This is a genomic window from Tabrizicola sp. (assembly GCF_031377265.1).
GTDB lineage: Bacteria > Pseudomonadota > Alphaproteobacteria > Rhodobacterales > Rhodobacteraceae > JAUYQR01.
The window spans coordinates 1-11,978 of sequence record NZ_JANMET010000282.1; the positions used below are offsets into that span (position 1 = coordinate 1).

Annotated in this window: 11 protein-coding genes; 8 read left to right on the forward strand and 3 right to left on the reverse strand. The window is 65.9% G+C overall.

What is annotated here, in order from left to right; translation table 11 throughout:
• Window positions 1–136 precede the first annotated feature (136 nt).
• The 4 genes from RMO18_RS15815 to RMO18_RS15830 all read left to right on the forward strand — a co-directional run bounded on the left by RMO18_RS15815 (window position 137) and on the right by RMO18_RS15830 (window position 5,358).
• Window positions 137–1,393: a lytic murein transglycosylase gene (locus tag RMO18_RS15815; RefSeq protein WP_309667201.1), complete on the forward strand. Its 1,257-nt coding sequence runs from the start codon at window positions 137–139 to the stop codon at window positions 1,391–1,393.
• A gap of 145 nt (window positions 1,394–1,538) precedes the next feature.
• On the forward strand, window positions 1,539–2,708 hold the full coding sequence (gene ctaA / locus RMO18_RS15820) for a heme A synthase (protein WP_309667203.1): 1,170 nt from the start codon (window positions 1,539–1,541) through the stop codon (window positions 2,706–2,708).
• Entirely contained in the window at window positions 2,705–4,174 is a 1,470-nt protein-coding gene (locus tag RMO18_RS15825; RefSeq protein WP_309667205.1) for a carboxypeptidase M32, read from the forward strand. Before ctaA ends, RMO18_RS15825 begins: the two co-directional genes overlap by 4 nt.
• A complete protein-coding gene (locus tag RMO18_RS15830; protein WP_309667206.1) occupies window positions 4,171–5,358 on the forward strand; it encodes an MFS transporter in 1,188 nt (395 codons plus the stop codon). Before RMO18_RS15825 ends, RMO18_RS15830 begins: the two co-directional genes overlap by 4 nt.
• On the opposite strand, the gene RMO18_RS15835 is transcribed toward RMO18_RS15830, so the two are convergent.
• Complete coding sequence (locus tag RMO18_RS15835) at window positions 5,343–6,050, reverse strand: hypothetical protein (protein WP_309667207.1); 708 nt, start codon at window positions 6,048–6,050, stop codon at window positions 5,343–5,345. The genes RMO18_RS15830 and RMO18_RS15835 overlap by 16 nt on opposite strands.
• A 62-nt stretch (window positions 6,051–6,112) precedes the next feature.
• Window positions 6,113–6,910 carry an enoyl-CoA hydratase gene (locus RMO18_RS15840; protein WP_309667209.1) on the reverse strand — a complete coding sequence of 266 codons (798 nt, stop codon included), beginning with the start codon at window positions 6,908–6,910 and terminating at the stop codon, window positions 6,113–6,115.
• A gap of 55 nt (window positions 6,911–6,965) precedes the next feature.
• On the opposite strand from RMO18_RS15840, the gene RMO18_RS15845 reads away from it, so the two are divergent.
• Both RMO18_RS15845 and RMO18_RS15850 read left to right on the forward strand, forming a co-directional pair.
• On the forward strand, window positions 6,966–7,388 hold the full coding sequence (locus tag RMO18_RS15845) for a PaaI family thioesterase (protein WP_309667210.1): 423 nt from the start codon (window positions 6,966–6,968) through the stop codon (window positions 7,386–7,388).
• Between the two features lie 53 nt (window positions 7,389–7,441).
• Window positions 7,442–8,299 (forward strand): alpha/beta fold hydrolase, encoded by an 858-nt coding sequence (locus RMO18_RS15850; protein ID WP_309667211.1) that lies wholly within the window; start codon window positions 7,442–7,444, stop codon window positions 8,297–8,299.
• Window positions 8,300–8,337: 38 nt separating this feature from the next.
• Here the strand turns inward: RMO18_RS15850 and RMO18_RS15855 are convergent, their stop codons facing one another.
• Window positions 8,338–8,721 (reverse strand): polymer-forming cytoskeletal protein, encoded by a 384-nt coding sequence (locus RMO18_RS15855; RefSeq protein WP_309667213.1) that lies wholly within the window; start codon window positions 8,719–8,721, stop codon window positions 8,338–8,340.
• 173 nt (window positions 8,722–8,894) lie between these two features.
• Here RMO18_RS15855 and RMO18_RS15860 point away from each other — a divergent pair, with 173 nt between their 5' ends.
• Complete coding sequence (locus RMO18_RS15860) at window positions 8,895–9,875, forward strand: agmatinase (protein WP_309667215.1); 981 nt, start codon at window positions 8,895–8,897, stop codon at window positions 9,873–9,875.
• 54 nt (window positions 9,876–9,929) lie between these two features.
• On the forward strand, window positions 9,930–11,591 hold the full coding sequence (locus tag RMO18_RS15865; protein ID WP_309667216.1) for an amidohydrolase: 1,662 nt from the start codon (window positions 9,930–9,932) through the stop codon (window positions 11,589–11,591).
• The last annotated feature ends 387 nt before the right edge of the window (window positions 11,592–11,978 follow it).

Genomic DNA, 11,978 nt, shown 5'->3' on the forward strand with positions numbered 1-11,978 from the left:
CCCCCGAGGATATTTCTGAAGGGGAAATTGGGGCGGGTTCGCCGTGGCGGCGGTCAGCCGGGGAGGGTGGTCAGGGTTGGACTTGGGCGCCATACTCCGCTAAGTTTGTGGTAAAACAGGAATAGGGGCGGCGAGCATGACTATCGGGTTGCTGACGCGGCGCAGCGTAACGCTGGGGCTGACGGCTTTGCTGGCGGGGTGTGTGCAAAGCGGCGGCGCGCCGTCGGGTGGCGGGTTTCGCGCGCCTGACCCCGCGCCCAGGCCAGTGCCGAACGCCGGGTGGGACGCCTGGGTCGAGGGATTCAAGGGCCGCGCGGCGGGGCGGGGGATAACTTCGGGCACGCTGGATGCAGCGTTCCGTGGGGCGGGGTTCCTGCCCGAAGTGATCGAGAAGGATCGCAATCAGACGGAATTCAAGCGGTCGCTGGAGGATTATCTGGCCATCGCAGCCTCGGCGGAGCGGGTGTCGCTGGGGCAGGCGAAACTGCGGGAATATGGCGGGACGCTGGCGGCGATTGAAGGTCGGTACGGTGTAGAGGCGCATGTTGTTGCGGCGGTCTGGGGGCTGGAAAGCTTTTTCGGCACGCGGCGGGGCAATGTGCCGGTGGTCAGCGCGCTGTCGACGCTGGCCTATGAGGGGCGGCGCGGGGAGTTCTTTGAGGGGCAACTGGTTGCGGCGCTGCGCATTCTGCAGAACGGCGATATCGGCGCGGCTGGCATGACCGGCAGTTGGGCGGGGGCGATGGGGCATACCCAGTTCATCCCGACATCTTATCTGGAGTTTGCCGTTGATTTCACCGGCGACGGGCGGCGCGATATCTGGGGTGAGGATCCGTCGGATGCGCTGGCCTCGACGGCGGCTTACCTGAGCCGGTCGGGCTGGACGCGCGGCTTGCCCTGGGGCGGCGAGGTGAACCTGCCGGCGGGGTTCAACACCGGGCTTTTGGGGCGTGGCAAGGGCAAATCGGCGGCGGAATGGAGCGCGCTGGGCGTGACGGCAGCGGGCGGCGGGCCGGTGCCCGGCGGCGGGTCGATCATTTCGGGCGGGTCGAACATTTTAGGCGGCGGGCCTGCATTCCTGTTGACGCAGAATTTCAACGTGATCCTGCGCTATAACAATGCCGAGAATTATGCGATTGGCGTGGGGCACCTGTCTGACCGGCTGCTGGGGCGCGGCGCGATCCGGGCCAGTTTCGGGCCGGATGCGGCGGGAATGACGATTGCCGATCGGCAGGAATTGCAACGGCTGCTGACGGCGGCCGGGTTTGACACCGGTGGGTCGGACGGGGTGATCGGGGCCAAGACCAAGGCCGCGATCAGCGGCTATCAGGCAAGTGCCGGGCTGGCAGTGACGGGCGAGCCATCGCTGGAACTGCTGCGCCGGTTGCGGTGAGTCAGGCTGGCATCCCGGTCGCCGATGAGCAGGTCGGAGCCTCCGGCGGGGATATTTGGGGACAGATGAAATGGTGCGGCGTCGCAGGACCTTGAAGGGGGCGGGGGTGGGGCCTAGTGTCCGGCGCGATGGATAGGGGCGGATGATGGCGGGCAAGCGCAGCATTTTCGAAGAGGTCGGTGCCGGGCAAACGGTGCCAGTGGCGCCGGTTGGCGGTGGTATTGATGCGCGACCCAAGGGCGCGCGGGCGGGCATCCGGCTGTGGTTGGTGGCGCTGTTCCTGCTGGTCTGTGCGATGATCGTGGTGGGCGGGCTGACGCGGCTGACCGATAGCGGGCTGTCGATCACCGAATGGAAGCCGGTGACGGGCGCGCTGCCGCCGATGAGTGAGGCGGCCTGGGCGGCGGAGTTTGCCAAGTATCAGGCGATCCCGGAATATCAGTTGCAGAACAAGGGGATGAGCCTTGACGCCTTCAAGACCATCTACTGGTGGGAATGGGGGCACCGGCAGTTGGGCCGGGTGATCGGGGCGGTCTGGGCCTTGGGCTTTCTGGGGTTTGCTGTCACGCGGCAGATCCCGTCGGGGTGGACGGGGCGGTTGCTGCTGATCGGGGCCTTGGGCGGGGCGCAGGGGGCGATTGGCTGGTGGATGGTATCCTCGGGCTTGTCGGGGGCGCGGGTGGATGTGGCAAGTTATCGGCTGGCCACGCATCTGGGGCTGGCCTTCGTGATCCTGGGGTTCATCGCGTGGTACGTGTTCCTGCTAGGGCGCAGCGAGGCGGAGTTGATGACGGCGCGGCGGGCGCGGGAGGGCAAGTTGTTCGGGCTGTCCACCGGGTTGATGCATTTCGCGTTTCTGCAGATATTGCTGGGCGCGCTGGTGGCGGGGATTGACGCCGGGCGGGCGTTTCCGACCTGGCCCCTGATGAATGGGCAGTTCTTTCCGGCGGATGCGTTTTATGTGCCGGATGGGGCGGGGGGAAGTCTGCCGGTCTGGCATGCGTTCTTTGAAAACCCCGGGCTGGTGCAGTTCATTCACCGGATGTCGGGGTATCTGTTGTTCGCGTTTGGCGTGGTGGTCTGGCTGCGGGGGCGGCGGTCGGCCTACCGCGCCACGCAAGGGGCGTTCAATGCGGTGATGGTGATGATGCTGGCGCAGGTTGTCTTGGGTATCGCGGCGGCGCTGACGGCGGCGCATGTGCATGTGGCGATCACCCATCAGGTGGGGGCGGTGATCCTGTGGGTGTTGATCATCCGGGCGCGGCATCTGGCACAATACCCGGTCGCGGGATCGATCCGAAAGGGAACGGCATGAGCGCGTATGATGACTTGATGGCTTATCAGCGCCAGACCGAGGCTTTGGGCCAGGTGGCGGGGCGGCTTGGCTGGGATCAGGAGACGGTGATGCCTTCGGGCGCGGCCAGTCAGCGGGCCGAGGAGATGGCGGCGCTGGAGGGTGTGCTGCATGCGCGGCGCACCGATGCGCGGGTCGGCGATTGGCTTGCGGCGGCGGTGGCCCCGGACGCGGTGGCGGCGGCGCAGCTGCGCCAGATCGGGCGGATGTACCGCCGGACGGTCAAGGTGCCGGCACGGCTGGCCGAAGAGCTGGCGGGGCTGACGTCACTGGCGCAGGGCGTCTGGGCGGGAGCCCGTGCGGCCGAGGACGTGGCGGGGTTTCTGCCGACGCTGGAGCGCGTGGTGGGGCTGAAGCGCGAGGAGGCGGCGGCACTGGCGGAAGGCGGCGATCTGTATGACGCGCTGGTGGATGATTATGAGCCGGGGATGACCGGGGCGGGGATCGCGGCGATGTTCGCGGCGATGCGGCCACGGTTGGTTGCGCTGCGCGCGGCGGTGCTGGGGGCGAAGGCGCCAGCGGCGCTGGAGGGGGTGTTTGCGGGCGAGGCGCAACTGGCGCTGACGCGTGAGCTGGCGGATGCGTTTGGCTATGACTGGACGCGGGGGCGGCTGGACAAGGCGGTGCATCCGTTCAGTTCGGGGTCCGGCCATGATGTGCGGATCACCACGCGGGTGTCGGAAAGCGATCCGTTCAACTGCTTTTACTCGACGATCCACGAGGTCGGACATGCGGCGTATGAGCAGGGGATTGATCCGGCTTATGCGCTGACGCCGATCGGGCAGGGGGCGTCGATGGGGGTGCATGAAAGCCAGAGCCGCAGTTACGAGAACCAGCTGGGGCGGAGCCGGGGCTTTACCGGCTGGCTGTTCGGGCGGATGCAGGCGCATTTCGGCGACATCGGGATTGCCGATGCGGAAGGGTTTTACCGGGCGGTGAACCGGGTGCATTCGGGGTTCATCCGCACCGAGGCTGACGAGGTGCAGTACAACCTGCATGTAATGATGCGGTTCGATCTGGAGCGCGCGCTGATCCGGGGCGAGGTGCAGGTCGCCGATCTGGAGGCTGCGTGGAACGACCGGTTCAAGGCGGATTTCGGCGTGGCGGTGGACAAGCCGTCGAACGGGATGCTGCAGGACGTGCACTGGTCTTGCGGATTGTTTGGCTATTTTCCGACCTACACGCTGGGCAATGTCTATGCGGGCTGCCTGAACCAGGCGATGCGCAAGGCGCTGCCTGATCTGGACGGGCAGATGGCCAAGGGCGATGTCAGTGCCGCGACGGGTTGGTTGCGCGACAATCTGCAACGGCACGGGTCGCTGATGACCCCGCGCGAGACGGTGGCGAAGGCTTGCGGGTTTGATCCGAACGAAGCGCCGCTGCTGGATTACCTTGAGGCGAAATTCGGGGATATCTACGGGTTGTGAGTGGCACGGACAGCCTTGCCGTCTGGCTATTGGCCATTGGTCAAACGCTGATTTACGCCGGCTGCTACTATTCCTTTCCGGCGCTGCTGCCGGATCTGGAGGCGACGACCGGGTGGACCAAATCCGAACTGGCGCTGGGCCCGACGCTGGCGTTTCTGATCATGGCGGCGCTGACCACATTCACCGGGCGGCTGGTGGACCGGGGTCTTGGCGGTGAGATGCTGATCTGGCTGCCGGGGCTGGCGGCGCTGGGCGTCGCCGGGCTGGGGCTGGTTGATACGCTGGCCGGATGGATTGTTGCCTGGGCGCTGATCGGGGTGGCGCAGGCGGGCATGCTGTATGAGACATGCTTTGCCTTTCTGACCCGACGGCTGGGGCATGAGGCGCGGGGTGCGATCACGCGGGTGACGCTGGTTGCGGGGTTTGCCGGAACCTTGGCCTTTCCCTTGGGCCATTGGCTGGGGCAGGTGATTGGCGGGCAGGGCGCGATGCTGGCCTTTGCCGCGCTGATGCTGCTGACGATCCCGTTAAACGCGGTGGCGGTGCGGCGGTTGCGCCGACGGGAAAGGCCAGAGTTCGCGGTGCCGCCCACACCGGCCGGAACCCTGCAGGCGGCGCTGCGCAAGCCCGCATTCTGGGTGATCGCTGCGGCATTCGGGGCGATCTGGCTGAACCACGGGATTTTGGTGACTTATGTGCTGGTGCTGTTTGCCGACCGGGGGGCCGGGGCGGGGATGGCGGCGCTGGCGGCGGCGTCTATTGGCCCGGCACAGGTGGCGGGGCGGCTGATCCTGCTGATGGCGGGGGCGCGTGTCAGCACGTCGCAGGCGGTGCGGGCCGCAGTTGGCGGGATTGTGGCGGCGAGCGTGGTGCTATGGCTGGCCGGGGCGGCCCCGGTGCTGATCTTTGGCTTTGCGCTGGCGCAGGGTGCGGGGGCGGGGCTGATGTCGATCTTGCGGCCGGTGCTGATTGCCGAGGTTCTGGGGCGCAGTGGCTTTGGGGTGATTTCCGGCGCGGTTGCGGTATCACCGATCCTTGCGTCAGCGGCGGCGCCATCGGTGGGGGCCGCGCTGTTGGCGATTGGCGGGCCGCAGATGGTTTATGCGGCCTGCCTTATGCTTGCGGGTATCGGGCTGGCGCTGGTGATCGCACTTCTGGCCCGACAGGGTCAGTTCAGCGGCTGATAGCTGAACGCCTTGTCGGAATTGCCGCCACCAAGGTTGAAGCGCACGCCAAGATCGAAAAGCGAGCCGTTCAGGGTGGGTGATCCGGCACCAAAGTCATTGGCGTGGCGGCTGATGTCGGCGTAAAGTTCGGCGCCGTTGTTCATCTGGTAGCCCGCGCCGACGCTGAGAACGCGGTAGTAGCCAGCATCGCCATAGTCGCTGTAGTGCAGGCCTGCGCGGGCCGAAAGGCCACCGGCGATGGTGAAAGCACCCTTCACCTCCAAGAGCGAGAAGGAATCGCCATTGTTGAAGTTGTCCCCGACGCGGCCTTCGACGCGCAGCGGGCCATTCATATACAGCGCTTCGGCGGCATAGAGGTAGATGCCGTCAAATCTGTTGTCGGAGGCAACCAGCGCGCCAAGGCGCAGGCTGTCGGACACATCGGTGGTCAGATGCAGCGCCAAACCGCGGTAATGCTGAAAATCGAGGTCGTCAGAGCTGTCGATTTCCTTGCCGATGACAAGACCGGCTTGCACGCCGACGCGGCCGAACATCCAGCTGGCATCCAGCGTGCCTTCGATGCTGTCAAGCTCGAACCCCGCGCCGTCATCATATTTCTGGTACTGCAGATCGACGATGGTGCCTTCGTAGGCTTGTGCGGCGGCCATGCCGGGAAGAAGCGCCAGTACGGCGGCGAGAAGTCTGCTCATGGTATGCCTCGTTCGTTTTTTGGTGTTGATGGCAGCAAGTTGGTGCTGCCAGCCGTAACGCATTACGTCTGATCTGCCCAGTCCGGCTTTCGCTTTTCAAGAAAAGCGCTGATGCCTTCGTAGGTGTCACGCCACAACATGTTGTCGCGCATTACCTGGGCGGTCAAGGCGTAGGCTTCGGCGAGGGGCAGGTTGAGCTGATCATAGAAGGCGCGTTTGCCGATCTTGACGGCGGCGGTCAGCTTTGCGGCAAGGGTGCGGGCAAGGGCGAGGGTGTCTTCGGTCAGGGTTTCCGGTGGGCTGACGCGGTTCACCAGGCCGACTTCGCGGGCGCGGGCGGCGGTCAGAAATTCGCCGGTGGTCAGCATTTCGAAGGCGACGCCGGCGGGGACCTTGCGGCTGAGGGCGACCATCGGGGTGGAACAGAACAGCCCGATGTTGACGCCGTTGACACCAAAACGGGCGCTGTCGGCGGCGGTTACAAGATCGCAGGCGGCGGCAAGCTGGCAGCCGGCGGCGGTGGCGATGCCGTGGACCTGCGCGATGACCGGCTGGGGCAGGGCGGGGATCATCTGCATCAACGCGGCACAGCGGGCGAACAGATCGGCGAAACAGGCGGCGCCTTTGTCGGGGGCGGCGCGGGCGGCCTGCATCTCCTTCAGGTCGTGCCCGGCGCAGAAGGCGCGACCGGCCCCTTGCAGGATAATGACGCGGATGGTGGGGTCGGTTGAAAGGCGGGTGAACTCGGCGCTGAGGGCGGCGAGCATGGCGTCAGACAGGGCGTTCAGGCTGGCTGGCGCGTTCAGGGTGAGGGTGGCGATGTGATCGGCATCGTGGCGCAGAAGGATTGGTTCGGCCATGGCGTTCCCTTCGGTTTTGCGCCAGCTTAGGCGGGGACGGCGGCGGAGGGAAGCAGTGAGCATAGCGATGACGGCGGTGGAGTTGCAGGGGTTTCTGGCGCGGGAATTCGGGCAGGTGGTAAATGATTTCGCCGTGGAGCGGGCCGAGGTCGACGGCGTGACCCTGCGCCTGCGGGTGGCCGAGCGGCATCTGCGGCCGGGGGGTACGGTGTCGGGGCCGTCGATGTTCGCGCTGGTCGATGTGGCGATGTATCTGGCGATCCTGTGCCGGATCGGGCCAAAGGCGCTGACGGTGACCACCAATTGCGGCATCGATTTCATGCGCAAGCCAGCGGCGGGGCAGGATCTGCTGGCAGAAGCGCGGATATTGAAGCTGGGGCGCGTGCTGGTGGTGGGCGATGTGCTGGTGTTCAGCGAAGGACTGCCGGACCCGGTGGCGCGGGCGGGGCTGACGTATTCGATCCCGCCAGAGCGTTGACGCAGGGTCGAGGCGGGTGCAGTCTGCGGGTGCGGGCGGTTCAGGGGAGATGCATGATGCGCTGGATGATGGCATTGGTGTTGACGGCGGGTGTGGCGCAGGCCGAGATGACCGAGCAGCGCGTGACGATCGCGTCGCAGGGCAAGACGATGGTGGGGACGCTGGCGCTGCCCGACGGGGACCCAGCACCTGTGGTGCTGTTGTTCCACGGCTTCACCGGCACGCGGGACGAATTGCCGATACCGGGCACCGAGGACGGCGTGTTCTCACGCACAGCGCGGGCGCTGGCTGAGGCCGGATATGCCAGCCTGCGGGTGGATTTCATCGGGTCGGGTGAAAGCGAGGGCGAGTTCGCTGACACGACCTTTGAGGGACAGGTTGCAGACGGGTTGGCGGCATTGGCCTTTGCGCAAGCCGACGCGCGGGTGCAGGGCGACGCACTGCGTATCATTGGCTGGAGCCAGGGCGGGCTGGTGGCCACAGCGGTGGCAGGGCGCAGTGACGCCCCGAAGGCGGTGGCGCTGTGGGCGGCGGTGGCCGATCCTGAGGCGACATTCGCGGGGTTGCTGGGGCCGAAGGCGATGGCTGACGGGATGACCACCGGGGACCAGCCGCTGAAGATCATGCTGCCGTGGGGGGCCGAGATCGGGCTGAAGCAGGGTTTCTTTGACCAGCTTGCCACCTTCAAACCGGCGGAAGAGATTGCGTCCTATGCCGGGCCGCTGTTCGTGGCACAGGGGTCACTGGACACGACGGTGCTGCCGGTGGCGCAAGAGGTGCTGCTGACCGCGCATCAGGGCGAAGAGGAGGCCTTCACCCGGGAGATGGACCATGTGTTCAACGTCTTCACCTCGCCCGAGACGCTGGACGAGATGATTGCCGCGACGATTGCATTCTTTGAGGCGCACTGAACGGGTGCGCGGGTCGCGTCAGGCCTGTGCCGAAGACTTCAGGCCTTGGCTTTCAGGAAACGACCTTCCATCGATGCACCGCTTTCGATGACGATGGTCAGGGTCGTGACATCGGCCTTGACCATAGCGCTGGACCGCAGGGTGAACGAGTCGCTGGAGACCTTGCCGTCAAGGCGGCCTTTGACTTCGACCGTTTCGGCCTTGACCGAGCCGGTGACGCGCCCTTCTTGGCCGATGATCAGGCCGTGAGCGGTGATGTTGCCATCAATCTCGCCCAGAACCTCGACCGAGCCGGTGGAGGTGATCTCGCCGGTTATGCGCAAATCGGCCCCGAGAACCGAGCGTGCGGTGTTCGACCCGGCACCGGCGGGACGCGAGGGCGGGATCGGTGCGGCGGTGGGGTCGGCGGTCTTGGAAAACATCGCGTCCATCCTTGAGTGTTTGGGGCTGATAAGGCGGGATCAACGCGTGCCGGTCAAGGGCCGCTGTGGATTGGTAGCGGGTTTCCCGCCGATGTGATGTCGCTGACGGGCCTGACAAGGCGTTGTGCCGGTGGTGAAGTGGGGCAATGAATCGGTTGGCAGAGGGTCGTGTAATGGCAGGAACAGGGACGAATGATGGGTTCTTTACCCCGGTATCCGGCTTTGATCTGCCACGATTCGCTGGAATTCCCACATTCATGCGGTTGCCACATGTGCCGTTTGACCACCCGAGGTTCCCGCAGGTGCAGATCGGGCTGATCGGCGCGCCATGGGACGGGGGCACCACGAACCGGCCCGGCCCGCGCCATGGGCCGCGCCAACTGCGCGACCTGTCCACCATGATCCGGGCGCAGAACGGCGCGACCTGGGTGGCCCCGTTCGAATTGGCGCGCTGTGCCGATCTGGGCGACGTGGCCCCCAACCCCGGCGATCTGATGGACAGTCTGGCGCGGATGGAGGCGTTCTATGATCGTGTTGTTGCGGCGGGTATCCGGCCCTTGACGGGCGGCGGCGATCATTTGTGCACGCTGCCGATCCTGCGGGCGGTGGCCAAGGCGCGGCCGGTGGGCATGATCCAGTTCGACAGCCATACCGATTTGAACGACATCTATTTCGGCACCAGCCGCTACAACCATGGCACGCCGTTTCGCCGCGCGGTGGAGGAAGGGCTGATCGACCCGAAACGCTATGTGATCATCGGCATTCGCGGCACGGCCTATGGGCGCGAGGATTGGGACTTCGCGGCATCGGTCGGGATCAGGATCATTCCGATTGGCGAGTTCCACGCTCGGGGGCCGGACGACGTGATGGCCGAGGCGCGGGAGATTGTGGGCGCGGGGCCGGTGTATGTGACCTATGACATCGATTTCGTCGACCCGACCTTTGCGCCCGGAACGGGGACACCCGAGGTTGGCGGGCCGAACAGCTGGCAGGCGTTGCAGGTGGCGCGGGGGCTGCGCGGGCTTGATGTGGTGGGGGCCGATCTGGTGGAGGTGTCGCCGCCGTTTGATGCGAGCGGCGGGACGGCCTGGCTGGGGATCAGCCTGATGTTCGAGATGTTGTGCGTGATGGCAGAGCGGGTCGCGGGCGGCTGAGCAAGACCGGGGGCCAGCCCCCGGACCCCGGGGATATTTGGAGAAGAGGAAGCTATGCTGGTGGATATGATTCTGACGGATGCGAAGGTTCTGACAATGGACCCTTTGCAGCCGCGCGCGACGGCGGTGGCAGTGGCCGGGGGGCGGATCGTGGCGGTGGGGGGCGCCGAGGTGGCGGCGCTGGCCGGATCCGGGACGCGGCTGGTGCGCTGTGGCGGGCGGACGCTGTTGCCGGGGTTTGTGGAGAGCCACATGCATCTGTTTGGCGGGGTGGAGTTGCAGCACCTGCAACTGACCGGGGTGACCGGGATGGCCGCGCTGAGGGCGGCCTTCGCCGGGTTTGCCGCCGCCAACCCCGATGCGCCGGTGCTGATGGCCGAAGGGGTTGAATATGGCATCCTTGGTCATCCGGTGACGCGGGCCGATCTGGATGCGGTGCTAGCTGACCGCCCGATCGCGCTGAGGGCGATGGATCACCATACGGTCTGGTGCAATACCTTGTGCCTTGAGCGCGCGGGGTTGCTGCACGGGGCCGCGATGCCGCCGGGGCATGAGGTGGTGATCGGGCCGGACGGCCTTGCCAGCGGCGAATTGCGCGAGTTCGAGGCGTTTGACCCGGTTCTGGCGCTGGCTGGGGTGGCGCGGATGTATTTGGGCATCGCCAAGGGGGCGGAACCTGCGGGCCTGGTGAGCGTGGCCGAGCGCGCGGTGGACAATGCCCATATCGCGCGCGGGATGCAGCACTGTGCCGAGCGGGGGATCACCACGCTCGTCTCGATGGATGGCAACCGCTACACGCTGGAGCTGCTGGCCGAGATGGAGGCGGCGGGGCGGCTGTTGCAGCGCGTCAAGGTGCCGTTCCACATGAAGCCGGACATGGCGCTGGATGAGCTGGACCGCGCCTCGGCGATGGCGGCGGATTTTCAGGGCGAATGGGTGCAGTCGGGCTTTGTGAAGATGTTCATGGATGGGGTGATCGACAGCCGGACGGCCTATATGCTGCAGGACTATCCGGGTATGCCGGGCCACCGGTCGGAGCCGCTGTTCGGGGCGGAGCGGTTCAAGGATATCTGCACCGAGATCGACCGGCGCGGCCTGCAGATTGCGGTGCATGCGATTGGGGATGGGGCGGTGCGGGTGACGATCGACGGGTATGAGGCGGCACGGCTGCGCAACGGGCCGCGCGACGCCCGCCACCGGATCGAGCATATCGAGTTGATCGACCGCGCGGATGTGCCAAGGCTGGGGGCGCTGGCGATCACTGCCAGTCTGCAGCCACCACATGCGCCGGGGGCGATGGACTTTCCGCTGGAAGGGATGGAGGCTGTGGTCGCAGATCACCGTCTGCCGGACGCCTTTCTGTGCAAGACCCTGGTGGACAGTGGCGCGTCCCTGGCCTTTGCCAGCGACTGGCCGGTGACGGATGTGTCGGTGATGCGAGGCATCCAGGCGGCGTTGACGCGGGTGCCTTATGCCGGCGCACAGGATGAACGGGTCGGGCTGATGGCGGCGCTGAGGGCCTACACGGCGGGCGGTGCCTGGGCGGCGCATCTGGAGGGGCTGACGGGGATGCTGCGGGTTGGATTGGCGGCGGACCTTGTGTTGATCGACGGCGACATCGAAGCGCTGCCTGCCACGAGAATCGGGCAGACGGCCGTCGCGCTGACGGTCTGTGGCGGCAAAACCACCCATGCCGCAGGCGGATTTGTGGGCTGACGCGCACGGAAGTTGAGCGGTTTCCTCAAGGATTGCTGGGGGCGCCGAAAAATCGTCATCAGACCGTCATTTTCTGCTTGCGACCTTTGAAAGCCGGACGTAAAAGCCCCCTCACCGAAGCGGAACAGATGCGGAAACGCGGAACGAACCGGGGCGGAAGCGGCGACGAAGATCGCCGCACTTACAATCTGGAGGCAAGACGGCAGGTACGCCAGAGGTTCTGGTGTGCTGTTTGTTTTGTGTCCGCGCTCTTTGAGACGGTTATTGATGAAGGGATATGCGGGCGGTTTGGGCGCATCGGCGTTTAATCGTTTGCATATCGGCCTAGTAGGGGAGCGATCCTCGATGATCTAGGTGTCAGCTTCACTGTCTTGGTTGGGCCATCTT